Origin of the sequence: Sphingobacterium sp. R2 (assembly GCF_040760075.1) — a bacterium.
In the GTDB taxonomy this organism is placed as follows: domain Bacteria; phylum Bacteroidota; class Bacteroidia; order Sphingobacteriales; family Sphingobacteriaceae; genus Sphingobacterium.
On the sequence record NZ_CP142884.1, the window covers coordinates 4,467,598 to 4,494,097 of the forward strand.

Annotated in this window: 19 protein-coding genes; 9 read left to right on the forward strand and 10 right to left on the reverse strand. The window is 40.3% G+C overall.

Annotated features, from left to right (window positions below; all coding sequences use genetic code 11):
* The first annotated feature begins 5 nt into the window (after positions 1–5).
* On the forward strand, positions 6–1,241 hold the full coding sequence (locus tag VXM68_RS18765) for a YaiO family outer membrane beta-barrel protein (RefSeq protein WP_367209681.1): 1,236 nt from the start codon (positions 6–8) through the stop codon (positions 1,239–1,241).
* Here VXM68_RS18765 and VXM68_RS18770 read toward each other — a convergent pair.
* From VXM68_RS18770 to VXM68_RS18785, 4 genes are read right to left on the reverse strand one after another with little or no spacing between them, the layout of a single operon-like run.
* Positions 1,238–4,660 carry a sulfatase-like hydrolase/transferase gene (locus VXM68_RS18770; RefSeq protein ID WP_367209682.1) on the reverse strand — a complete coding sequence of 1,141 codons (3,423 nt, stop codon included), beginning with the start codon at positions 4,658–4,660 and terminating at the stop codon, positions 1,238–1,240. The two genes, VXM68_RS18765 and VXM68_RS18770, sit on opposite strands and share 4 nt — an antisense overlap.
* Positions 4,654–5,721, reverse strand: a complete 1,068-nt coding sequence (locus VXM68_RS18775; RefSeq protein ID WP_367209683.1) for a HEAT repeat domain-containing protein — start codon at positions 5,719–5,721, stop codon at positions 4,654–4,656. Before VXM68_RS18775 ends, VXM68_RS18770 begins: the two co-directional genes overlap by 7 nt.
* Positions 5,722–5,726: 5 nt before the next feature.
* A complete protein-coding gene (locus VXM68_RS18780) occupies positions 5,727–6,083 on the reverse strand; it encodes a response regulator transcription factor (protein WP_367209684.1) in 357 nt (118 codons plus the stop codon).
* Between the two features lie 4 nt (positions 6,084–6,087).
* On the reverse strand, positions 6,088–10,005 hold the full coding sequence (locus VXM68_RS18785) for a response regulator (RefSeq protein ID WP_367209685.1): 3,918 nt from the start codon (positions 10,003–10,005) through the stop codon (positions 6,088–6,090).
* A 336-nt stretch (positions 10,006–10,341) separates the two neighbouring features.
* Here VXM68_RS18785 and VXM68_RS18790 point away from each other — a divergent pair, with 336 nt between their 5' ends.
* Genes VXM68_RS18790 through VXM68_RS18800 form a run of 3 tightly spaced genes read left to right on the forward strand, consistent with a single transcriptional unit; the run spans position 10,342 to position 12,263 of the window.
* Positions 10,342–11,268: a ring-cleaving dioxygenase gene (locus VXM68_RS18790; RefSeq protein WP_367209686.1), complete on the forward strand. Its 927-nt coding sequence runs from the start codon at positions 10,342–10,344 to the stop codon at positions 11,266–11,268.
* Between the two features lie 40 nt (positions 11,269–11,308).
* Positions 11,309–11,608, forward strand: coding sequence for a GNAT family N-acetyltransferase (locus VXM68_RS18795; RefSeq protein WP_293953675.1), 300 nt, complete (start codon positions 11,309–11,311; stop codon positions 11,606–11,608).
* Positions 11,609–11,630: 22 nt separating this feature from the next.
* The gene (locus VXM68_RS18800) at positions 11,631–12,263 is read left to right on the forward strand and encodes an alpha/beta hydrolase (RefSeq protein WP_294347211.1); all 633 of its coding nucleotides are present in this window, start codon (positions 11,631–11,633) and stop codon (positions 12,261–12,263) included.
* 48 nt (positions 12,264–12,311) lie between these two features.
* Here the strand turns inward: VXM68_RS18800 and VXM68_RS18805 are convergent, their stop codons facing one another.
* Complete coding sequence (locus tag VXM68_RS18805) at positions 12,312–13,595, reverse strand: Gfo/Idh/MocA family oxidoreductase (RefSeq protein WP_293953672.1); 1,284 nt, start codon at positions 13,593–13,595, stop codon at positions 12,312–12,314.
* Positions 13,596–13,900: 305 nt separating this feature from the next.
* On the opposite strand from VXM68_RS18805, the gene VXM68_RS18810 reads away from it, so the two are divergent.
* Complete coding sequence (locus tag VXM68_RS18810) at positions 13,901–14,092, forward strand: cold-shock protein (protein WP_046672944.1); 192 nt, start codon at positions 13,901–13,903, stop codon at positions 14,090–14,092.
* A gap of 185 nt (positions 14,093–14,277) precedes the next feature.
* Positions 14,278–15,402, forward strand: coding sequence for a DEAD/DEAH box helicase (locus tag VXM68_RS18815; RefSeq protein WP_293953670.1), 1,125 nt, complete (start codon positions 14,278–14,280; stop codon positions 15,400–15,402).
* A 70-nt stretch (positions 15,403–15,472) separates the two neighbouring features.
* Here VXM68_RS18815 and VXM68_RS18820 read toward each other — a convergent pair whose 3' ends face one another.
* The 3 genes from VXM68_RS18820 to VXM68_RS18830 all read right to left on the reverse strand — a co-directional run bounded on the left by VXM68_RS18820 (position 15,473) and on the right by VXM68_RS18830 (position 19,363).
* Entirely contained in the window at positions 15,473–17,740 is a 2,268-nt protein-coding gene (locus VXM68_RS18820; protein WP_367209687.1) for a cation:proton antiporter, read from the reverse strand.
* 176 nt (positions 17,741–17,916) lie between these two features.
* Positions 17,917–18,639: a response regulator gene (locus tag VXM68_RS18825; RefSeq protein WP_294185069.1), complete on the reverse strand. Its 723-nt coding sequence runs from the start codon at positions 18,637–18,639 to the stop codon at positions 17,917–17,919.
* The gene (locus VXM68_RS18830; protein WP_293953664.1) at positions 18,629–19,363 is read right to left on the reverse strand and encodes a histidine kinase; all 735 of its coding nucleotides are present in this window, start codon (positions 19,361–19,363) and stop codon (positions 18,629–18,631) included. The genes VXM68_RS18825 and VXM68_RS18830 overlap by 11 nt, the downstream gene beginning before the upstream one ends.
* A 263-nt stretch (positions 19,364–19,626) precedes the next feature.
* On the opposite strand from VXM68_RS18830, the gene VXM68_RS18835 reads away from it, so the two are divergent.
* Positions 19,627–19,845, forward strand: a complete 219-nt coding sequence (locus VXM68_RS18835; RefSeq protein WP_367209688.1) for a hypothetical protein — start codon at positions 19,627–19,629, stop codon at positions 19,843–19,845.
* 118 nt (positions 19,846–19,963) lie between these two features.
* On the opposite strand, the gene VXM68_RS18840 is transcribed toward VXM68_RS18835, so the two are convergent.
* Complete coding sequence (locus VXM68_RS18840; RefSeq protein ID WP_367209689.1) at positions 19,964–21,142, reverse strand: thiolase family protein; 1,179 nt, start codon at positions 21,140–21,142, stop codon at positions 19,964–19,966.
* A gap of 315 nt (positions 21,143–21,457) precedes the next feature.
* On the opposite strand from VXM68_RS18840, the gene VXM68_RS18845 reads away from it, so the two are divergent.
* Positions 21,458–22,642, forward strand: a complete 1,185-nt coding sequence (locus VXM68_RS18845) for an acyl-CoA dehydrogenase family protein (RefSeq protein ID WP_367209690.1) — start codon at positions 21,458–21,460, stop codon at positions 22,640–22,642.
* Positions 22,643–22,665: 23 nt separating this feature from the next.
* Positions 22,666–24,786, forward strand: a complete 2,121-nt coding sequence (locus VXM68_RS18850; RefSeq protein ID WP_367209691.1) for a 3-hydroxyacyl-CoA dehydrogenase NAD-binding domain-containing protein — start codon at positions 22,666–22,668, stop codon at positions 24,784–24,786.
* 164 nt (positions 24,787–24,950) lie between these two features.
* On the opposite strand, the gene VXM68_RS18855 is transcribed toward VXM68_RS18850, so the two are convergent.
* A complete protein-coding gene (locus VXM68_RS18855) occupies positions 24,951–26,408 on the reverse strand; it encodes a bifunctional 2-methylcitrate dehydratase/aconitate hydratase (protein WP_367209692.1) in 1,458 nt (485 codons plus the stop codon).
* Between the last annotated feature and the right edge of the window lie 92 nt (positions 26,409–26,500).

Consider the following 26,500-nt stretch of genomic DNA (forward strand, 5'->3'; position numbering starts at 1 on the left):
CCGGAATGAAAAAAGTAATTTATCCATTACTATCACTAATACCTTTATTCTCCATGGCGCAAGAGACAAAACTCACTGCCGATGATCTCTTTGCTAAAGCGCGAAAGGTTGCTTTTGATTCAAAAGATTATCCACAAGCGATTCAATTGTCCAAGCAGGCGCTACTTCAAGCACCGGACTACACGGATATCAACATTTTTTTAGCGCGCATTTATACCTGGTCAGATAAGATAGATTCGGCAAGGGCCATCTTTACGGAACTGGATAGAAAAAATACCACTGATGAAGATTTCTTTTTGGCCTACGCTTCGCTTGAGTATTGGAACGATCAGGCTGAAAGAGCAATTGCAATTACCGATAAAGGGCTACGCATACATCCGCAGTCTCAGGATTTACTATTGCTAAAAGGCAAAATAAGCTATGGCAACGATCAATACGAAACTGCCGAAAAGGCAATTCATAGTTTGTTGGAAATTAATCCAAAAAATACGGAGGCCAGAGCATTGGCAAAAAATATTGAAGAGTATACCGCTAAAAATGCAATCGGTCTGACGTACAATTTTGTCTATTTTGACAAACAGTTTGATCACAATTGGCACATTGTTGGATTAAGTTATAAACGGGCAACAGCAATAGGATCTGTAATTTTCAGAACTAACTATGCGAATAAATTTGCAGAAAATGGCGTCCAATTTGAGATGGAGGCTTACCCACGGCTTTCAAAGATATTTTACCTCTATGTCGGAGCAGGCTATTCCAATAATGTGGGGATTTTTGCGAAATATAGAACTGGTGTGTCTCTCTATGCCAATCTTCCGAACAGCTTTGAGGGGGAAATCGGATATCGTCAGCTCTATTTTAGTGACAACATCTGGATGTACACAGCTTCAGTCGGAAAATATTACCAAAACTTGTGGTTCAATCTAAGGACTTACCTTACTCCAGACGAAAAGAATATTTCCCAATCGTATACCGGAACAGTCCGCTATTATACAAAAGGAGCAAACGATTACTTCGGATTTAGCGCCGGAACGGGTCTGAGCCCTGAGGAAAACCGAAATAATCTATTGGACAACGCTTCCTATAAATTAAAAACATTCAAAGTAGGTGCTGAATATAATTTCTCTGTTAAGCAAAGTAATCTGTTTTCAATTTCGGGCACCTATTATAACCAAGAATTCCGTCCCAAAGAAAAAGGAAATCAACTAGACATCATCCTTGGTTATATTCGAAAATTCTAGCGGTTTCCTGTCCGTTTGAAATAGTTGGTATAGACGCTATCCGGAATGAGCCGCTTCTCTGTATAGAATAGCTTATTCTTGCGCTTAAATAATTCAAAGCGCTTTGAAACCTCTTCTTTTGCATTATCCGGGGCGACATCTTCATTGAACACACCATCCAACTGAAACAATTGCCCGTCGGAAAGATGGTAATTACCTCTGACAAAATCAATCAATTGATTTTTACTTTGCATCATGGCTATACCATCACCTTGTGCAGATGCCCCTTTGTCTAGGCCCTCACCTATCCAAGTAACTTGAGCTGGGGTTTTAAGGCCAAAATTCTCACGATAGTAGGCCAATATAGAAGGCGCAACATCAAAATGGCTAACAAAATGATGAAAAGTCTTTGGCCCTTTTAAAAGTGGCGAATAAATCAACAAAGGAACGTGATAGCGATCGATTTTGCTCTGTAATGGTATCTCAGGCATCGCATGGTCGCCAGTTATGACAAAAATCGTATTTGCAAAATCTGACCTCTTTTTGTAGGATTCAAAAAATTGTCCCATCGCATCATCCAAATTCAACACCGAGACCAGCTGCGTACGGTTTTCTAAAGCCCACTTTTTTTGTTCCGGTGTAAGGTTCAATGTCGCTATACGTTGATCAAAAAGTTGCTCATAATGTGCCGCATTGTTAATCAAAAATGGGTTATGTGTAGATAGCGTCAAAAGTACATGGAAATAAGGTTGTTGCTGCACTTTCTGTACCTCAAGAAGCTTACTAAATACAGCTTGGTCTTCATACCCCCAACTTTCCTCCCCCTTTTCAGGCAATTTCTTATACGGAGGGCCGAATGCTTCCTGATCGATGAGCATATCAATTTTATTATAATCCATGAACTTCTTCATGAAATCAAAATTTGAATGTCCGCCATAGAAAAAACCAGTATTAAATCCATTGCTCTTCAGAATATTAAATAAATTGAAATTGTCTGGCAAGGTATCTTGTTCCAGGAATCCATGTGTAGCAAAAGGCAACGAACCTGTTATGGTCGGTAAAACGGAAAATGTTCGACCCGAGGAACTCATATTATTATCCCAATACAAAGACTGTTGCTTCAATTTGCCTATAAATGGGGTGAAGTTACCGATATAGCCATTTTCAGCGCTGTAGGCGTGCCCTAGCCCCTCGATGATGAGAATAACTAAATTGGGCACTTTCGACGTTTTCTGAAGGTGGGCCCCTAAAAAATCATTAGTATCTTCTTTTTTCAAAAAAGGAAATTTAGAATCCAACACCTTTGTATCCTCCTCCTCTTTATGAAACATTGCGAGCATACCCGGATGTTCATCCACATAATTTGATAAATTGGAATTAAAGAAATAACGCCATTTACTCCGGCTTACATTGGCTACAAATTCATCTTTTTCGGAGCTACCTCCTAAAAGCGAAGCCGGGCTGATGAAAAACGACATCAACCCAAGAGTTAACAGTGCAATACTAACATAGGTCTTCTTGAATGTCTTTTTATTGGCAATCCAAAGGGGAACCCAAGAAATTACGATCAATAATAAAAGTAAAGCAATATTGGTAACACTTAACATACCGCTAGCCTCCAAAATTTGCTTCATTTCTTCCGAACTGTAATAGAACATATCAGCCCCAAGCAAATTTCTCGATTCGCCAAAATACAGAAACAAGATGAACTGCATAACAACAATAAACGAGAACGAAATGATCAAAAGAAGCCTCCCCCAAAATCTGCTTAAGAATTGTAGCAATAAATAGCCTATACCCAAACAGGCTAAGGCTTGAAAGATGAACAGGATGTTATCCAAAAACAAGTATTTGCCTGCATGGACCTCCGAAAGTTGAGCAAATCGACGACCGTACCACCACCATTCTACACCAACGGATAACATATACAAGGCAAAGACAACCAACATCACAGGGCCTAAGCTCTGTAACGACAGATTTAATCGGTGACCGAGGTATTTCCAAACCGACTCATTTGCATCCTTCTGTTGAAAGCCTTGTCGTGTCATTTCTCCCCAGCCATGCTGCTTGCGAAAGTAGTCAACAACCCCCTGGACACCAGCTTTAACAACAATGGGGTGAAAGTAAAATGGTTCTAGAATAGCGGTAGTTATTAACGTCGAAAGGTCCCGCTTCTTTGAATAGACCTGGTGGCTAACAAGATCAACCAAGATGGCATAGATGGAATACAAAATTCCCGAAGCAATAACCAGCGCAAAAAGTGCAAAGAAAAATGGCCAGTTGATAATTCCGAGTATAAAAAAGATTAAAAAGACAATGTAACCTGTAAATTCGACAATGGGACCCAAAAATTCAAAGAAAAACCAGTAAGGCATGCTAACCATACCAAAACGACCATATTTTGGATTGAACATGAGTTTGCGATGCTTCCATAAGGTTTCCATGGTGCCACGCATCCAACGATTACGCTGCTTGCGTAGTACCTCTTTAGATTCTGGAACCTCCGTCCAGCATAAGGGATCTGTTATATTAACGACCTCGTAAGGCAGCTTTTGCTCTTCCATATAGCGACGCATACGAACAACAAGCTCCATATCCTCCCCAACCGTATTTCGGTCATAGCCTCCGCAAGCCAACACAATTTCCCGGTCAAAAGCGCCAAATGCACCTGAAATAAGAATTAATCCCGAAGCTCTAGACCAAGCCATTCGCCCCAAAATGAAAGCACGGATATATTCTAAAGCTTGCGTCCGCCCCAACCAGGACTTAGGCAAATTAACATCGACAACAGACCCATTCACAACGTTACAATTGTTAGCTAAACGGATAACGCCACCGCAAGCGATAACGCGTTTGTCAGTTTGTTCTAGAAATGGCTTCGCTAGTTTTAAAATGGCATCTTGTTCTAAAATACAGTCCACATCAATACAAACGATATAATCTCCAGAAGAGATATTCACCCCAACGTTAAGGGCGTCCGCCTTGCCCCCATTCGCTTTGTCTACAACAATCAGCTTCTTAAACGCCGGATTCTTACTCTTATAGATTCCACGTATCTCCTTGGTCTCAATGTTTCCCTGAACAAAGAATGACGTCGGTTCAAGTTCATAAGACGTGATCAATTTCGATATAGAATCATCCTTACTTCCATCATTTACGATTATAATTTCTAAATTATGGTAATACAACGACAATAAGGACCGCACATTCTCGACGATAGTCATACCCTCGTTATAGGCCGGTGCAATCAGACTGAATGTAGGTGCATTGGGGTTGGTGGCGATAATACTATAGTCCGTAAACGTATTATCATGTTTGTAACGAAACACAGCTCCATAAGCATATAATCCTATCCAAGCATAGATAAGAAATACCGCCCCCGAATAAAGCAAAAATAGCCAAACTATAATTTCATATACGATATGGGAAAACTCTAACATTTTTTCTCTTGCAAAGCGTGTTTAATAATTTGTTTAAGTTCGTCGTAAGTATCTCCATCTTGGGAGATCTCCCGCAGATAGTGTTCCTCTCCGAGAACGACAAGTACTTCTGCAGCAGAAATTTTAATTGATACAGGGCTATGATTCCACAGTAGTTCTTTAAGAAAATGCTCACTTTCTTTACTCTTGATCATCTTCATCGCCTTCAGCATCTCATTCTGCACTGCGAGTGGCTGCAGATCGAAACCTTGTATAAATTGCTGAATAGTCTCACTGTTCTCAATAGCTTGCAAAGTTCTTACCGCCTGTACACGAACATTTATCGAAGGATGTTCCAATAGGCTAAAGACCAATGTATAAAGGGTCATCAATCTAAATTTTCGAATTAGACGTAAAGTAAAGATAACAACCGAATCATTTTTACTATGGATCCAATCCTTTACCTGTAAATCAGCCTGTTCTGGTATATCATGAATTGAATACAATAAGCGGAGCTGTTGCCAGTCCGATAACGGCTTGTTGAAATGATCCAAAAAGCCAAGGCCTTCGTATCCCTTAAAACTAACAATTGCATATTGGGCCTCCTGATAAACGGCAGTTCGGGGATCGTTCAACTTCTCCATGATTTCAGGTATTGCAGCTTCAACATTCATCGCTGCAAGCTCCTGAACACCGCCGGCTACCAAATAGCCGCTGCGATGCCTGAGTTTCCGCCAGGCTTCATCCTCCAGTTCAAAATCACGAAACAGCCTATTAATCGATTGTTTAGCAGCACCAGAAAATTTTCGATCCGAATCAACCAGTACATCTAAAAAAAGTGCCCGAAATGAAGGCTCCTTTAAATGTTCCGCAAATTCCTTATCGCTATCACTACGGTCATCATTCCCTACGATTGTCTCCATAATCTTATACTCGATGATTTCTCTCCAAGATTGCTTATTATGAAGTATTCGATAACTATAGAAGCTGTATCCTAATACGGTAATAATCAACAACAGTACTAAGATCAACACGATAACTATCGCAAGAATAAGTTCATGTAGTGCGATATGGTGATACATATTGTTTATTTATTTTTTAGGCGTTTTATTCTGAGAATGAGCTCGTTTGGACTAAATGGCTTAACCATAAAATCTGATGCACCCAAGTCGAAGGCATCGACCACAACCTCCTCCTGGCCCATACTCGATAATACAATGACTGGAATCTCCTTTCCAACGCGCTTAATCGCCGAAAGAATTTCAATACCAGAAGCAAAAGGCATCATAATGTCCGTGACAACTAAATCCAAATCCAGTTCATTAATTTTCTCTATCGCTTCACGGCCATTTCTGGTCAACACAACTTCGTGCCCTTCTTTTACCAATTTGTGCTCAACAGTACGTAGTACCAATTCGTCGTCTTCAGCTATTAAAATCAACATAGCGTTATTTATTTAAAATTTTTGTAATGAGTTCCAAACCTATATCCATTTCTTGTTCAATTGCTATAAAAGCAGTCGAAAGATCAGTTTCAATGGTGGAACTTGTTTCCAATTCTTTTGTCATCTCGGCCAATTTGACTAGCCCTGCTGTTGAAGCAGTGCCCCGCAATTTATGCAGCAGCTCCTTGACATGGACAATATCACTGGCATGAATTGCCACCTGAAGCTGCCTCCTAGCCCCTGTTATCTCCCGTACGACCAAATCCAGAAAAAAAGCTAGAAATGCAGGATCATCACCCGCCTGTTCATCCAAACGACGCATGTCTAAATGTTGATCGTCGTGCGCTAAATCGGACCCTTCGTCAACAATCGGATTACCAGATATAGCTTTATCTAACGCTGTGTACAAATCTTGTTGTCGAATAGGCTTGGCTAAAAAATCGGACATCCCCGCAGCTAGACAACGTTCCCTTTCACCCGAAATATTACCGGCTGTAACACCAATTATAGGTGTGTCGGCATAACCTTCAATCTGGCGAATCTGTTTGGTAGCTTCGATACCATCGATCTCAGGCATCTGAACATCCATTAAAATAAAATCAAATGTTTTTTTCATACAGGCCGCAATGGCTTGAGCGCCGTCAGACACTTCAGTCAGTCGTGCACCCGGCATAATACTGGCCATAATGCGCAAATTGAGCGCCATATTGACTGCATTATCGTCCGCCAATAGCACCTGAATTTCCTTATCAAAGAAATCTGACGACACAGGTAAATTTTCATTAGCTTTTGCTTGGACGGCTTCCTGCCTATTTTGCTGGATCGCTCGGCGAAGTGTTGAATACAATTCTTCCGATTTAATAGGTTTAAGCAAGCAGAAAGAATGCTCTTCCTGTCGAAATGCCGAAATCACCTCATGCTCTTCCGATGAGGTATGCAAGACGATCAATGGAATACCTTCCTCTTGCTTGAGAAAGAGTTCTTTGATCTTAACGATCGTTTCGAGGCCCGATAATATCGGCATATGATAATCCATTAAAATAACATCAAACCTTTCACCTTTCATCAATAACTGTAAAGCTTCCATACCATTAGCTGCAAGTACAGATTCGATGTTCTTATACGACAGCATATGTTGAAGAATAATCCGATTATTAGCGTTATCGTCAACAACAAGAACCCGATTTAATGGCAGTGCTGTATCTATAACTTCCTGTTCTTCAAATGGAACCTCAATATCAAAGAAAAATGTGGATCCGACGCCCATTTTGCTCACTAAATGCAGTTTGCTTCCCATATATTTCAACAGGTTATTAGAGATCGTCAAACCAAGTCCGGTACCACCATAACGTTTACTTACGGAACTATCTTCTTGGGTGAAAGCATCGAATATACGCTGCTGCTTCTCGGGCGGAATTCCAATACCGGTATCCCTAACTTCAAACCGTAGCGCTAATTTATCCTCGCTATTATAGCGCTTACTGATCTTAAATTCGATCTCGCCTTTTTCTGTGAACTTCACCGCATTGCCCAGCAGATTCACCAGTACTTGCTTGATACGCGATTCATCAACCCAAACAAAAGCGGGTAGCCCCTGCTCAATATTCAGAAGCAGTTCGACATCCTTTCGCTGGGCTTGATAGAGAACGACATTAATAACCTGATTAGCTACATCATATAGATTATATTTATCAACAAATAATTCAAGTTTTCCGGATTCAATTTTTGAAAAATCCAAAATGTCATTGATAATATTGAGCAAGCTATTCCCCGATTCATTGATATAGCCAAGATATTGCAATTGCGTATCATTTAATGGCGTTTTCAACAATAAGTCTGAAAATCCGATCACGCCATTTAAAGGTGTTCGAATTTCGTGGCTCATATTGGCTAGGAATTCGGACTTTGCCTTACTCGCTAGCACGGCTAGCTCTTTTGCTAATTTCAATTCATCATTTATTTTTACTGACTCCGTAATGTTCTGCGTAAAAATAATGATCCCACCTATACTTCCATCAGCCAGATGCCATGGCCTAACTTCCCAATTGAAATGCTGCGCTTCGGCAAATCCACCGGCCTGAATAATCTCATCCCTATTCTTATAAGATACGCCAGCTAAAGCATCGCGGTATATTTTCTTTCTATTTTCCGGAATGTTGGGAAAAAGATCAAAAAAGTTACTGTTAGGCGGCAAATTCGCCCCATCATGAAAATCTTCCAACCATTGATTACTGACAGAAATGTAGTTAAAATCTCGGTCAAACATGGCGACAGAAGCCGGAACGTAATCTACAAAGGCCCGTAACATCGACTCTTTGCGTTCTAACTCCAGAAATAGCGATTTACTATGATCAATATCCTGAATAATTCCATACACACGTTTGCATACATCATTTTCAAATTCGGGAATACCCTTTACGCGTACCCAAATCGACTCGCCGCTTTGCTTTAGTAGACGTAATTCCGTATCATAAGGTGTCCTGGAAGCAATTGCCTCTTCAAATACTCGTCGCAATGTGCCCTGACTCTCCTGTTCATAAAATCCGATAGCATGCTCAAAATCCGGCGTAAAATCAAGTGGTACACCATGGATAAGCTTTGTAGAATCGGACCAATAGACCTTATTGTTAGCCAAATCTACCTCCCATCCACCAACTTGAGCTACAGCATTTGTCTGTTCTAAGATCTGCTTGGTATGCAAAAGATCATTTTCAAGCCGTAGCCGGTCCGTCATATTCAACGCGGTGCTGACAACGTAAGACTTTCCATTTTCATCAGTTTCTAGCATGTTATGATAAAGCCAAGAGATATCTTCACCATCTTTTGTTTGTAAAACCATCATTCCTGAATCCTCTCGGTTGCTTGCAATACGTTGAAGATAATCTGCGACTAAAGCAACATGATGGGCCGGGACCAAGTTTGTTAGATTAAGCCCTTTGACCTCCTCTTTGGAATAACCTAATAACTCTCTTCCTTTTTCATTAACTGATAAAATATTACCTTCCATATCATGCATGCTCATCAGGCCAATGGCATTTTCAAAAAAGCTACGGAATCTACGCTCCGAATTTTCCAGTTTCAGCTTTTCTTCCCGTTCTTCTGTCACATTTCTGCCAAAAGCCAAAATATCACGGTTGACTGCATCAAATTTAAAATGCCATTCAATCTCCACCATTTGGCCGTTCTCCATTCGAATCGTACTACTGCTTTGGATACCGTATTTTGTTTCAGCTACCCGGTTCAAGTCGGATGCTAATTTTTCTTCATTATCACCCAATAAAGTGAAAATAGATTTGCCTAAGCTGTTCGAGCGGGACAATCCCAAAACTTTACTAAATGCAGGATTAACATCTCTAACATTGTGCATATCATCCAAAACACAAATGATATTGTTGGTCAAATGAAAAATTTCAGCGAAATAGCCCGCCTGTTTTTTTCGATGCTTTCCTAGTAATATCTTGGTCACTGCCTTGCCTAATTCTGCCAGGGAGCTGACCTGTTTCTCTGAAAGCTGTTTAGGATGGAAATCAATCACACAAATTGTCCCAAGCGCATCACCATCATCGTCCAAAAGCGGGACCCCCGCGTAAAAACGGATATTTCCCTCGCGAATCAGGGGATTGGAAGAAGAGCGAACATCGTTAAAAGTGTCTTCAATGATGAGCACTTCTTTACTCATGATCGTATACTGACAGACGGTATTCTTCCTGTCCACAGTGTCCAACGCTATCCCAACGCAACTCTGAATACGTTGCGTTTCTTGTTCCATCATGGCAATTAGAGCAGCAGGACAATCTGTAATCAAACAGGCCGCCTGCGCAAAAACATCTAATTCAGGGTCTTTCCCAAGTCCCATTAACTCATAAGACTTTAGTTTCTCTATCCTTCTTAACTCATTTTCAGGAAAAACATTATTTACCATTTATTTCCAGTATTTAGATCAGGTTTATTATCACCGTGAAGTTAACAAAAACATTACTCAACACCGCCTAATTAATAAGGAAATTGATCAAATAATGTTTTATTAAGAACAAACTAGGCGATGAATAGTTGCCTTATCTCAAAAATTCATCGTCTATATTCCTAATAAATAAGTTATTTTCCAATTAAATTTAGAGAGATACCGTTACTGATACACAATTGATTTTATTAATCTAGTTCAATAAAACTTTCTTTGAATTGGTGTAACTTTATCTCAGTTAAGAAAACATAACGCATTATAAAAAATATAACTCGTTGAAAAATATAACACGTTGATATGGAAAATAAAATATTAGGATTGCATCACATTACTGCGATAGCCGATAATGCAAAACGAAATCTCGATTTCTACACGCAAGTACTGGGTGTCCGTCTTATAAAAAAGACCGTAAACTTTGATGATCCCGGCACCTACCACTTTTACTACGGCAATGAAATGGGAGAACCTGGGACTATCCTTACTTTTTTCCCTTGGGAAGGTATTGGAAAAGGAGCCCCAGGTGCAGGAATGGCTACCCACATCGGCTACTCCGTACCGAAAGGTAGTCTAGATTTTTGGAAAAATCGCTTAACACAATATCGCATCCAGTGGATAGAAGATGAGATTTTTGGAGAGAAATTAATATCATTTCGTGATCCCGACGGCTTACAGCTTCAGTTTATTGAAACAACTGATCCAAGACTTCCTTGGACAACCACCGATATCCAAGCAGAAAATGCCTTAAAAGGCTTCCATAATGTAACACTCTCTTTAAGAAAGGCAGAGCCAACCTTAGATATACTGACCGATATTTTAGGCTATACGCTTAGCCAACAGATTGACAATCGTTATCGATTGACGACGGACAGTATAGCCACAGCCTACATGGTCGACATCATCGCAGATGAAAATCTGAACTACGGCAAAAATGCAGCCGGTACAAATCATCATGTCGCATTTCGCGTGAAAGACGATAACGTTTTGATGGAGTACCGCGAAAAAATACTTTCAGCAGGATTAGATATCACGCCTAAAATAAATAGAGACTATTTTTTCTCGTTATACTTTCGTGAACCAGGAGGCGTACTTTTTGAAATCGCAACCGATAACCCCGGCTTTACTGTGGATGAACCGCTCTCGAGTTTAGGTTCTGCACTCAAATTGCCAAAGCAGTATGAAAGCCATCGATTACAAATTGAAAAAGCATTACCGAAAATAGACTAGATAAATAAATCATTTCAAATCACTTGCAAAAAAAGGAGCTATGGAAAGAACTGAAATTATCCTCGACAAAAGTCAACGCGGCGAACTGCAATTATTCTCCGATAATCATAAAGCCGGCTTAATGAACATTGCGATCATCGACGGCAATCTTGTTGTTTACCACACCGAGGTAGATGACGCCTATGAGGGCAGAGGATTTGCAAAAATACTTCTTGAAAAGCTCGTATCTTATGCCCGCGAAAATAACATGAAAATTGTTCCATTATGTCCTTATGTAAATGCACAATTTCATCGCCATCCCGAGCGCTATCAAGATATTTGGTTTAGAAGAACAACATAATTATCAAAAAAGAAAAAGCAACATGAGTCATCCACTAAACATCAAGAGAGCCGGTCACAATTTGGAACAGGCAAAAAAAGCCATCATCATGATCCATGGCCGGGGCGGAAGTGCCGAAGATATACTTAGCCTGTCATCGTACCTTCAGGTCGATAATTTTGCACTGCTGGCACCACAAGCCGAAAACCACAGTTGGTATCCCTTTTCCTTTATGGCTCCTGTTCAACAGAACGAACCGTGGTTGAGTTCAGCACTGGACTTAATCGACCATACCGTTCAACTCGCTTTAGCGCAGGGAATCCCTGCCAAAGACATTTATTTTTTCGGGTTCTCTCAAGGAGCCTGCTTAACGCTCGAATACCTTGCACGGCATGCGCAGCATTACGGAGGGGCAGTCGCAATTATCGGCGGCGTAATAGGTGAAGAAATTAACCACCAAAATTACAGCGGAGATTTTGCACAGACTCCAATTCTCCTCGGCACTAGCGATCCTGATTTTCACGTTCCATTAGAACGGGTCAAAACAACCGCATCCATTTTAGAAAAAATGAATGCAAACGTAAAGCTCGCTATATATTCAAACGGAGGTCATACCATCAATCGCGAGGAGATCGATCTTGCAAATGAATTTGTGCTCAAAGATGGACAGAAATAACGCATTGGTTGTTGATTATTATGTTAATCAACAACCCGTCGCAATGCATTATACCTTTGGATATTTATATCCGTTATGATAAACCGATGCTAAGTACGTATTCGCCTTCTGATCCGTAAAATTCTGTTTCTCTTTATTCCAGTAGAGCTTTTGCCCTGTCCTGAATGCTATATTTCCTAGCTGAGAAAAGATGGCAATATGGGCGCCAACTTCGATTGGTGCATGAAGCAATAGCGGATTACGCTGACGAATGGCAGCCACAAAATTTTCCATGTGCTTATCTAATCCATCGTCTAAAGAAGGTTGCATAGCGACCTCTTCCATCCTCCCCTTTTCTGGAATCACCTCCCATCCCGAACGGTTTAAAACCAGCGTACCATTGTTACCAATAAATGCGACACCGTGGTTACGGTTATAGGGACCAAGATCAATTCCTTTGGCATGCTCCCATTGAATATTAAAACCCTCAAACTCGTAAACGGCCGTCATTGTATCAGGCGTTTGTCCAGCATCATCCGGAAAAGCAAATTTGCCTCCTGAGGCCATAATAGACTTTGGATCGGAAACATTCATGCCAAGTAAAGCATAGTCCAACATATGGACCCCCCAATCGGTCATCAAGCCACCCGCATAGTCCCAAAACCATCGAAAATTAAAATGAAATCGATTCAGATTAAATGGTCTTTTTTGCGCCGGTCCAAGCCATTCTGTATAATGAACACCCGCCGGAACAGGTTCGTCAGGTACCACGGGGATAGCACTTTTCCACCCTTGGTAGGACCAGGCCTTTACAAGTCTTATTTTGCCTAATTTTCCAGAATGAACAAAATCAATAGCGTCTTGAAAATGTTGCTGACTTCTTTGCCATTGGCCAACCTGAACGATAGCCTTATTCTTTTTCGCAGCCTCGACCATTAATTGACATTCAAGAATAGAGTTGCCAATGGGCTTCTCTACATAAACGTGCTTTCCTGCATTGACAGCATCTACCATTTGAAGGCAATGCCAATGGTCTGGCGTTGCAATGATAACGGCATCGACAAGTGAGCTATGGAGCATCTTTTTATAATCTACAAAAGTTTCCACGTCTATATTCCTTTTCCGCAGCTCTTCCGCTCTCTTTTTAAGAATATTATCATCTACGTCACAAAGAGCTGTACACACAATTCCGTCATTCTTTAATAATGAATTCAAATCTGACCAGCCCATGCCATTTACACCAATCAGCCCAACTCGAATAGACTGATCTAATAAACTGGAACCCTGGACATTTAAGAAAAATGATGATGCAGCCAAAACAGTGGACGATTTGATAAAATCTTTTCTATTCATTAGATATTGGTTTAAAAATTGTTATTTGCGCATCGCCGAGGTTACCGATATGAATACATACGCCCCGATGAGTACCTTATTGAGAAATGCTCCCTTCTTTATTAAAAGCAAATTGCTTCGATGAAATTACAAAAATGATTTTAGGTGCCTGCAATACGCATTGTAAAATATATATAGACAAACCCAGCGAAAGTCTACATTGACGATGAGAATTAGCCAACTCAACAGCACATTTTGTAATTCATCAAAAAAAATGAAAGATTAATGGTTTTTTATACCTAACTTGCCGCACTTAATTAAAAATAATGAATACAGGTAAAATTAAATTTTTCAATGAAACTAAAGGTTTTGGTTTTATTACACCAGAGGATGGTAGTGCAGATGTTTTCGTACACGTTTCTGCGCTTAAAAACCAAGTATCTGAAGGCGACGTTGTTACTTATGATGTAGAAAGAACTCCAAAGGGGATCAGCGCTACAAATGTAAAATTGGCGTAATCCAAAAAATACACTTTCTTGTTAAATGGGGTAATTCACAATGACTTATCCCATTTCTTTTTCCTATTCTTCCTTTAAACTTTCATTAATCTTACACTTTTTATTTGAAGACTTTTGGCATTCAAATAAAAAGTATAAAATGATTTGAAAAGGTTTTATTTAAGACAAATTCGAACATACTACGCATGGAATTTAAACAACTCAGTTTAATCGATCCGCTTTTAAAAGCAATAACAGAAACAGGCTATACACATCCCACAGCAATTCAACAAAAGGCTATTCCAGTTGTACTGAAAGGTAACGATCTGATTGGGTGTGCACAAACAGGTACAGGGAAGACTGCCGCTTTTGCACTTCCCCTTTTACAACGTCTTGAAGAAACCAAGACGTCGGGTAAATTCGTTCCGATTAGAGCGCTGATTCTCACCCCGACGCGTGAGTTGGCTATTCAAATCGGAGATAATATAAATTTTTACCGAAAATACCTAAAAGTAAACTATTGCACCATTTTCGGCGGAGTAAGCCAAGAAAAACAGGTCAAAGAAATAAAAAAGGGCGTTGACATCCTAGTAGCTACCCCGGGGCGCTTACTGGATCTCGTAAATCAGAAGATCGTGTTTCTAGATAAGATCGAAATGCTTGTCCTGGACGAAGCCGACAACATGCTGGACATGGGCTTTATACACGACATAAAAAAGATTCTGACCAAGATTCCGTCAAAGAGACAAACATTATTTTTCTCGGCAACAATGCCTCCCAATATCCGTAAGTTTGCGCATGGAATATTGAATAAACCTTTTGAAGTTGACGTTACTCCGGTAAGCTCAACAGCAGAAAAAGTAAATCAATCGGTATTTTTCGTTGAAAAGAAGGAGAAAATCAAATTGCTAACGGTCTTATTAAAGAAACTTAAGCAGGAACGTACGATCGTATTCTCCAGAACAAAACACGGAGCCGATAAAATTGTTAAGCTACTTGCAAAAAATGGTTTGAGAGCAGCAGCCATTCACGGAAATAAATCTCAAAACGCCAGACAAAAGGCGCTGGGTGAATTTAAAGACAATCATCTAAAAATATTGATTGCCACCGATATTGCTGCAAGAGGAATTGATATCGAACAACTTCCCCTCGTTATCAATTATGACCTCCCGAACGTACCTGAAACCTATGTTCATCGCATCGGAAGAACAGGAAGGGCCGGACTCGAAGGAAAAGCAATCTCGTTCTGTGATGTGGAAGAAAGACCTTATCTGGCCGATATTGAGAAACTGATCGGACTAAAGATCAAAATAGAAAAATTAAATAAATAGGCATTCATAGCCTTAAACAAAAAGCCCTTAATCCATTTGATTTAAGGGCTTTTTGTTTAAGGCTACTTTTTTAGGGTTTACGGTCAGCCATCAACAACGTGGATGGCGTAGCGGAAAGCCAATGTACTTTCTTATTGATCATCTTGTTCCAGCTGGGCAAGCTGATCAACATGAGGTCTTGCTCCTGCCAGGTATCACTGTCTAACCCTTTTTCAGTTATTGTCAGATGATTTGGTACAAGTTGTTCCAATTGTCGAAGTTTCTCTTTAAAACCCGCATTGGTCCTCAAGACTTGATTTACGTCCCAAACAATAATTTGAGCATCTGAATGATGGATAAAGCGCTGCATCATTTCGTAGAGAAATTCGTCGTTCTCTAAGACAATGGGAACGGTCACTCGCCTTGCTTTCACAAAGTTTTTGTCAATCAAAATGCCCACCATAGCATTCACTTTGGCATTGATCTGTTGATTTCTGTCATATGTTGTAAAGGGTGATTCGGCATTTGTAACCGTATGGAATAACTTCTCGGGGTTTATAATTCGCGTAGTAAAGTCTAAGAACCTTCCGAGCAAACTACCCTCATAAATAGATTCGCTTACCCCCAAGAGGAGCAGATCATGATCGCCTTCGTTAGACGTCTGAACAATTCCGCTATCAATATCACTCGAAATCTTAAATACGGTCTTAATCGGTTGATCAAGTTGCTGAGCAGCTTGCTTTATTTCACGAAAACTGTCTAACTCATGGGTTTCCACTTCATAGTGATGTAACTCATTGGAAGGTTCAATATGAAGCGCTGTAATTTCAGCATTTTTTTTTGCTTTCAATGTTAAAGCATTAGCCAGATATAAAAGTGAAATCCCAGTATTACTTTTTGCAAAGGACAGTAGAATCTTAAATTTTGATTTATCGTGCAGATCTTCCCGCGTGAGCGTTTTTCTGGGTCGATAAAGAAAATTGATCAGATCTAAGGATGGTCCTGTCATAAACGTGGTTACTAAGGCCATAACGACCATCATCGAAAATAATTCTGCACTTAACACACCAAGATCATATCCAATATTGAGTACAATAAGCTCCATCAGACCCCGCGTGTTCATTAATGCACCAATACTTAAGCTATCTTTCCAACTTTGACCGACAAAACGTGCGGCTAATGTACTCCCCATAAATTTACCAATCACCGCTACCAAAATAATACCAACGGTGATCATCCACAAATTAGGGTCATTAAGCAAACCAATCTGTGTGCGCAGCCCTGTATAGACGAAAAATAATGGTAATAGCAACAAGGTCGCTACATCTTCGATTTTTTCAATAAATGCTGTTCGAAATCGACTTCCTTCAGGCATAATGGCGCCCGCCATAAATGCGCCAAAAAGTGCGTGGATACCGATCACTTCGGTCGCATAAGAAGATAACAACAACACGATAAAGAAAATCGCTACAACAGGTTTACTTAAAGCCTCTTTACTTCCCTTCACCTCTCCTACGCGCTTTAAAAATGGTCTAATGATTTTGATCATAACGAACACATAACCAATAGCCAAGCCGATTGTATACAAGGCACTGGCAAAATCACCTGCCTTTACAATGGCAATTACCACAGCCAGAATACACCAAGCTGTAATATCATCTGCCGCAGCGCAGGTAATCGCCATTGCACCTAACTTACTTTTCTGCAAACCCCGCTCTTGTATAATTCGAGCAAGAACAGGAAATGCGGTGATACTCATTGAAATACCAATAAACAAGCTATAGGATAAAAACTCTACATTTTTCGGCGGATGGAACAGATATAAAAAATAAGCCAATGAGATGCCCATGGTAAATGGAATCACAATACTCGCATGAGAAATGACCACAGCGTCGTGCGCTTTATTCCGTAGCACATTCAAATCTAACTCCATACCAATGATAAACATAAATAAGATCAGTCCGATTTGACTTAAAAACTGTAAATTACTCAGCGATTCTATTGGAAATAGCATATGTGAGAATGCTGGGAAATAAATACCTAGTAACGAAGGTCCCAATATAATCCCTGCGAGCATCTCGCCTATAACGACGGGCTGTTTAATCTTAATACAAATCCAGCCCATGATACGCGCCGCGATAATAATCGTTACAATTTGAGCCAACAATATCGCCAATGGATGCTGCAGACTATCGCATAACGTGGTTATAAAATCCTTCCAAGCGCCATTATTTGTTTTTTCTCTCCGAAGAAGTTCGGGAGATTCTAGCTGTGTCCCCATACGAATCACCCAATACATTACAGCGAGTAATGTACCGATCAAAACCACGTAGAAAATCGTGTTTCTATATTTTCTCATCTTCCATAGCAATTAAATAAACATCCTTATAACAGCATACCAAATCCCGGCTGATAGGCACCAAACACGGTACTTTTTAGATGCGGTCACAACAAAAATATAATTCTCGGAGAGTTTTAATGCTTTTCGCTAACGCAGTTTAAGAAAATATGTAATGAAACAACGGAATTTTGTAATCAGCTGAATTTCTCGAAAAACATTCTCTTGTACGATTCGCCTAAATTGAAAAGAATGGGCATAGCTTGTGGATCCAGCAGGTTGCTTGTAATTTCATCCGCAGAGAAAAATTTAACGATCTTGGCCGCAATCAGCTCTTTTTTATTAATGCGTATAAAGTCCTGCACAGGCAAAATCTCCAGCAACTTATCAAAACTTATATTTTTCAATAAAATGATCGAACCATCTGCCAAATAGACTTTTTTATCGCGGCTGTCCACCTCAGCGATCTGAACATAGTTGATCTGGTCGAAATACAAGATCGTTTTTCCTTTATTGGTATTGAACTGTCCAAAAGATACTATTTCTGGCTGATTGTCAATTATTTGCGCTACCTTCATAATAGCTTGCTGAAGACGTTGCAATGATATTGGTTTACGCATGTAATCTACTGCGTTGATATCGTATGCATCACTCGCATATTGTTTATATGCGGTAGAAAAAACAATTGGAAAGTCTTTCAGCTCCCTAGCGACATCAAATCCATTGAACCCTGGCATTTCAATATCCAGAATACAAAAATCAAAACTTAACGTACCATATTCTCTCAATAGTATAGCCGGATCATTAAAAGTTTTGACTACCTCCAAACCAGGAATTTGCTCGCAGAGCATTTTTAAGAATCTCAAACTTGGTATTTCATCATCCAAAAGAATACATTTTAGGTTTCTTTCACTCCGCATATAATTTGATTTGAAGGTGGGCATTATACACATCATTTTCTACAAATCTCCGCAGCTGATGCCTACTTGGATAATACAACATCAGGCGCTCCTCCAAAGTTTTGCTACCAATTCCACTTTTTGACTTTTGCAAAGGGGAGCGTTTTGATATTCTATTGCTCACCATAAGGTCCAGCCAACCATTCCTAAATATTAATACGATGGAAATAAATGAATCAGAACCGTGAAAATCAGCATGCTTAAACGCATTTTCAATCAGATCAACAGACACTAAAGGGATCAACGAAGGTGTGTTCAGCATATAACTATTTACCTCATCAATGTCAAACTTAACACGTATATCGAATAAGGGGCTCAGTTTTACTTTGTTAATCTCGATGAGATTGCGCGCAAATTCAATCTCGGCTTTAGGTGAAACAAGCTCATCTTCGCTCTCATACAATACGTAATCCAATACCATAGCCAATTTATCCATGGTATAATAGGTCTGATAAGCATGAGAAAGCATTCCGTTCAACGAATTTTTTAGCAAATGAGGATTTAACTGAGCCCGGTGGAAATGCTCGATTTTTTGGTTATCCATGCGATTAAAAAGCTCCTTTTGGAGCGTGTTATCTAGCAGTAACTTCCTATATTTCTTTCTCAAAACAAAATATAAGAGCCATAGTACTACAACAATAGCGAGGAGTGATAAGATGATGATATAGGAGATTTCAATAGTCATGATTAATCCAAACTTACCAAAATTTCAGTACCCATAAAAATAGTGTATTAAAAAAGTCATGTATTCAAGTATAGAAACACAGCCCTTTTATTCTCATATTTATTACAAAAATTAACAGCTTCATTACAATTTAATCATTTTAGACCATTAATTTAATACTATTAGGCGTATATTAACACTATCGTAATTAGCCAATCAAATGATTGTCTATACTATTTTGGTTAAACACGCCTGATTTTTTATCGGGCCTAATATGGAACACTATGGAAAAGCTCATTTTCGAAACTAATGCTCAACATCCCAGTCTTGTAGACAAAATCAAAGACGCTATTGAAAAATTGAACGGCATCCACGAATGGAAAATCGACTTGGATTCTATCTATAACCTCTTAACCGTAGAAGGCATACGACTCAACCCTACGGAAATCGAATCAGAACTAGCCCTTCACGGAGTCGAGGCAAACCGCCTATATGAAGAGTAGAATCAATATAAGCTGTAACCAATAGAACAATTCTCTTGGAAATTATGAATGATCAACAATAGAATAAATGAATGGAGCTTCTTCCAGATAAGTACAAAAATATGATCTGGAAGAAGAATCAAGTTTTTTTGATTATCATGGCAGATGCGCCACCGCCACCATTACAGATTGCCGCAAGCCCCAATGAACCACCCTCTTGTCTTAAAATACTAGTTAATGTAACCACGATTCTTGCCCCCGAACAACCTAATGGATGGCCTAAAGAGACAGCTCCTCCATACACATTAACTTTGTCCATTGGCAAATCCAAAATTTGTGCGTTTACCAAAGCCACAACAGAAAAAGCTTCATTAAATTCAAAGTAATCAATATCTTGGAGTGTCAATCCAGCTTTTTTCAACACTTTCTCTGCAGCAACGCTTGGGGTCGTTGTAAACCATTCTGGAACCTGTTCTGCGTCAGCATAAGCGACTATTTCTGCAATTGGATCAAGCCCAAGTTCTTCCATTTTTTCGCCAGACACCAAGAGGACAGCAGCCGCTCCGTCACTGATGGTTGATGCGTTTGCTGCAGTTACAGTCCCCTCCTTTTTGAAGGCTGGTTTAAGTTCGGGTATTTTGTCAAAATTGACCTGGGAAAATTCTTCGTCCTGTGAAACTACCATGTCCCCTTTACGACCTTGTATTGTTACAGATTCAACCTCTTTTAAAAACTTATCTTTCTGCCAGGCATCGAGACTGCGTTTATAAGAGCGAATGGCATACCGATCCTGCTCTTTACGGCTTATATGATATTTTTCGGCACATAGCTCGGCTAAGCAGCCCATAGCTTCATTTGAATAAGCGTCACTTAAGCCGTCACGCTGTAAGCCATCATTCAGACGCTGCGTACCAAACTTAGCACCCCAACGCATGGAATTAGCATAATAAGGCACTCTACTCATACTCTCCATCCCACCCGCAATTATAATATTGGCATCCCCTAAAAAAATTGCCTGTGCAGCAACGGCTATTGCTTTCATCCCGCTCGCACATACCTTATTAATGGTTGTTGCAACCGTATGATCCGAAAGACCAGCAAACTTCGCCACCTGCCTCGCCGGCGCCTGCCCCAAGTCTGCTTGCAGAACTGAACCCATTATGATTTCCTCAACCAAATCGCTAGCAACACCAGCTTCTTTAACAACAGAACGAACAGCGTGAGCTGCAAGCTCTGGTGCCGAAATGGTAGATAATGCACCACCAAAACTTCCAATTGGCGTACGTTTCGCAGCAACGATAAATACTCTTCTTGACATGTGATAAAAGTTTATAATTGTTTTGCTAAATCAGATGGCTTTCCCGATGATAAGCCTGCCACCTGATGTTTAAAGATAAAAAATTTAACAGATACAGCACAACAACTCCGTTTTATTTTTACACATCAAAACAGAATAAATAGCAAAAAAACATTTGAAAAACTTCCCTACTTAAACTATTGAACGAAAAATAAAGAATAAATATTTGTAAAAAGCCAAAGCTTTTCATTAAATTAGTATAGCTAATATCCCGAAAGAACAGATACGTAAACACGCTCGTATTTCAGAAATAACCAATAAGGAAAATAAACGATTATGCAGACAGTCAGGTTCACAGCCGAACATCATATTTTTCGCGATACACTTCGCGCATTTATTCAAAAAGAAATTACACCTTACATTGACGACTGGGAAAATAGAGGTGAAATAGATCGGAATATTTGGAAAAAAATGGGTGATATGGGGCTTATGGGACTAAATATGCCAGAAGCTTACGGCGGAGTAGACCTGGATTTCTATTACTCCTTGATCCTTTGTGAAGAATTATCATCTTGCTTTTCCGGAGGATTTACTATTTCTGCACTTGTTATTCAGTTTATGTCCGCTCCCTACTTACTCAAATATAGTTCAGAAGATCTAAAAGCACGTTATCTTCAGCCCGTTATTGCAGGTGATATGGTAAGTGCTATCGCTATAACGGAACCCGGAGCCGGTTCTGATGTAAAGCAAATCAAGACAACAGCCGTACGCGATGGAGATTTTTACATTGTCAACGGGTCTAAAACTTTTATCACGAATGGGTATTGTGGTGATTTCTTTATTACGGCTGTCAAGACATCTCCTAAACAGGGTACAAAAGGTATCAGCTTGCTGCTTATCGATCGAAATGCAACTGGCGTTTCGTCAAGCAAAATCAAAAAACTTGGCTGGCATGCCTCTGATACAGCTGAATTAGCATTTAACAACGTTCGTGTCCCTATTTCGCACCTCATTGGTAAAGAAGGAGAAGGATTCCGCTACTTAATGGATGGACTCCAATTGGAACGACTAACTGCAGCTATCCATAGTCTTGCTACCGCAGAGTCTGCATTTCAGTATACACTTGACTATGTTGCACAACGTGAAGCCTTTGGCAAAAAAATTCAGGAATTTCAAACCATCCGCCATCGTCTCGCGCAAATGAAAGCGAATATAGCTACGACGAAAGCTTTTATTTACCATTGTTCTGACCTGCAAAATCAGCGGGAATATGCTGTCCAGGAATGCTCCATAGCTAAACTACAAGCGAGTGAGCTGGCGCTGAATGTTGTAAATCAATGTCTCCAGTTATTTGGTGGCTATGGATTTACAGAAGATTATAAAATAGCCCGGTTATATCGCGATGTGCGTGTAGGAACTATTATTGGCGGCACATCAGAAATCATGCTCGAAATCATCGCCAAAATGACGATAGATCATGTAACCTATCCATCCAAAAGTTCAAATCAATCACCGAAGTAAAGCAACACCTATTGACACATATTATGCAGGAGAACAAATCTTATATTACACATCCACTCTTTTGGGTAGAACAGGACGAACATCATATCATAACAATAACCCCTATTTCAACAGCAATAGCCAAGCAGCCGAATATTGTAGGTTATCTCACACAATTTGTTGACCTGGTCACGCTTGTTCTCGAAACAAAAGAAATCAAAGGGGTGGTGTATACTTGCCCTATTCCAGATGAGAAAATCGAATATATTCAGTTATTTGAGCAATTTTCACTGGACCGTGCAGCTCCCTCGGAATTATACAAGCTTCTTGTAAAGGTATTGCGCTGGAAAACGTTTAATATACCTATTGTTTCCATCTTTACTGGTAATTGTTCAGCTATAGCACTAGCAACTATGCTATGGTCCAGCTATCGAATTGCACCAAGACAAATCGAATTAGGCTTTCCGGAAGCTAAATACGGGCTGTTTACAGCTTTTGGTACAACCATCTTCTTACCACCATTGATCGGTGCCAACGATGCGCTCCGCTTGCTGACCCAAAGCAAACTTTTAAGTAGTGAGCAAGGCCACCAACTGGGATTGATAGACGAATTAGCGTATCGCTCCGATGACTGCCTATCATTAGCCAAAACCTCAATCCGGTATAGACCTCATTGTTTGGATAAACAAAGAAGTCGGCATACCGACGAAATATCAGCCGATGCAGTCTTTAATATTCAAAGAAAGGCACATGGCTTGTATCCCGGCATAAACGCTGTTATCGAGTTATTAACAGCAAACTTTTCATCCAGCCCTCTTGAAATTGCCGCGAAGGAAGCAAAGTTGTACGTGGAAGTCATCAATCTTCCCGAGACACTGAGTATGGTCCGCACATTCCATTATGGCGTAAAATCAGCCAAATCGTCCACGAGGATCACACCTATTAACGACTACAACCTAAAGAAAATTGGCATATTGGGTGCCGGTATGATGGGATCTGGTATAGCTTATGAAGCTGCACGAGCGGGAATTGAGGTCGTTTTAAAAGATGTTACACTCGACCAAGCTGAACAGGGCAAAGCCTATTCGAAGCGGATTTGCGAAAAACTATTCGCTTTAGATGGAATCAACTCCTCACAGCAACAACAATTACTTGCTCATATCAAACCCAGCGACCAAGTGGCAGATCTTGATGGATCTGATTGTGTTATCGAAGCGGTATTTGAAGATTTCCATCTTAAAGAGCAAGTAACACAAGAAAGCTTACCCTATTTGCACAAAGATGGTTTCTTCGCCACAAATACCACGTCATTGCCCATTACGGAGCTAGCAAAAGCATGCAACAATCCCGAGAATTTTATCGGTATGCATTTCTTTTCTCCGGTAGATCGCATGCCCCTTGTCGAAATTATCTGCGGTAAGCAAACCGCGCAAAAAACATTGGAAAAAGCACTTACTACAGCTTTGCGCCTCAATAAAGTTCCAATAGTCGTGCATGATGGCCCTGGCTTCTTTACCTCACGCGTTTTCTTCAACTATTTACTCGAAGGTATTACCATGGTTCTGGAGGGTATATCACCGGAGTTGATCGAGAAAGAAGCGGCGGCAGCAGGATTTGCAGTGGGGCCCTTGGCAGTATTGGATGAAATTTCCCTGGAACTGATGGTACATGTTTATGATCAATTACCGCGGCTGCACACCAGCCAGAAGCGTGCATATAATTACCTGCGAATGCTAGTCGATCAGGGAAGAAAAGGAAAAAAATGGGGAGCAGGATTCTACGATTACCCGAGTGAAAACAAAAACAAAACGATTTGGAATAATCCCAAAATTTCATCTCTAAAGGAAAATATAAAGCCTGCAACGATCCATAAGCGTTTGTTGCATGTTATGGCATTAGATAGTTATCGATGCCTCGAGGAAGGCATACTCGATCAACCCATTGACGGTGACATCGGCGCTATTTTAGGCGTAGGTTATGCCTCTTATACCGGTGGGGTATTTAGCCACATCGACCGCACAACGCTTCCGCTTTTCGTGGCCGAATGTCAGGTATTTCAGCCCCTTGGCGATCAATGGGACATCCCCGAATCTTTAAAAAAGCTGGCGGATAAGAATTTTAGATTTTATCATGGTTTCGAGTCAAACTGGCACCGTATCAGTTAATTTGAATTGGAGACTGCTGCTGCATGTTCCCATGCAAATGGAATAGCAGATTATAAAAATACGAAGATACAAAGCATACCGATCACAATATTAAAACTGCATATTGGGTTGAGTGAATAGCGCGGTAATAAAAATAGGGTGACATTTAAAGCCACCCTATTTTACTAGCATTGGCGGACGAACAAATCCATGAGATGCGAAACATCCTGCTCAAGGAAAGTATCGTAGTCCAAAGTTGCAGCAAGAATGGTATGCTGTTGCTTTTCCGAAAATATACGAGCAAGATTTGTTTTGTATTTTTCAATTAACTTAGGAATACCTTCTGCCCTACGTCTGGGATGACCTATCGGATATTCAACCACTAATTCAGGCAATATTGTACCGTCCATCAATTCAATTGTCAAACCGTTTGATATTGCACGTTTATGAGGATCGTGATAGTCAGCAGTGAATTGCACATCTTCAACGCAGGAAATTTTATCGCGTAGTGTATCGACTCTTGGATCAGAAGCGATATGATTTTCATAGTCGTCAGCTGTCAAACGGCCAAAAATTAACGGAATTGCCACCATGTATTGAATACAATGATCTCGATCTGCTGGATTGTGCAAAGGCCCCTTTTTATCAATGATACGAATAGCGGCTTCATGTGTTCGGATGGTTACACGAGCAATATCCGCACTGCTCTTTCCAAATTCCTTCAATTGCTGATAAAGTTGCATAGCAGCTTCAGCTGCAGTCTGCGCATGGAACTCGGCCGGAAATGAGATTTTAAAAAGAATATTCTCCATTACATAAGATCCATATTCTCGTTGAAATTTAAATGGATTCCCTCGAAACGATACATCATAAAATCCCCACGTTGGCGCAGTCAAAACAGAGGGGTAGCCCATTTCTCCAGTTTTTGCGATCAATGCGAGCCGAACAGCACGCGAAGTAGCATCTCCCGCAGCCCAGGATTTTCGGCTACCTGTATTTGGTGCATGTCGATACGTGCGTAACGCTTGCCCGTCAACAAAAGCCAAAGAAATCGCATTGAGAAGCTCTTCTCTTGTTAGACCAAGAAGCTTACCTACAACAGCTGTTGAAGCCACCTTCACCAAAATAACATGGTCTATCCCCACCTTATTAAAAGAATTTTCAAGTGCTAAAACACCTTGTATCTCGTGGGCCATAATCATTGCTTCCAGCACGGTTTTAGTCTTCAACGGCTTTTGACCGTTAGCTATATTGCTTCGACTCAACCAATCTGCTACCGCTAAAATACCACCCAGATTATCTGATGGATGTCCCCACTCTGCAGCGAGCCAGGTATCATTAAAATCTAGCCATCGAATAATCGTGCCGATATTGAATGCCGCCTGTATGGGATCTAACTGAAAATTTGTACCTGGCACCCGTGCGCCGTTTGGCACAATGGTACCGGCAACAACAGGCCCTAAGAGTTTGGTACAGGCGGGATATGTTAATGCTTCCAAGCCGCAACCGACTGTATCGAGAAAACAATAAAAAGCCGTATTCCAAGCGACTTGCCCTCCAATTTGATCGTTTAGGACATAGTCCACAATGTCCACTAAAACCTGATCTGGCTGTGGTCTTTCATTTGATATTGCTGAACCCATTCGTGTATTTTGTATAAGACTGTGGTTTTACTTATTGATTAAAATCCGCTCTTGCGCCTAATTTTCCTAATAGCTACATGCTAATAAGAGGA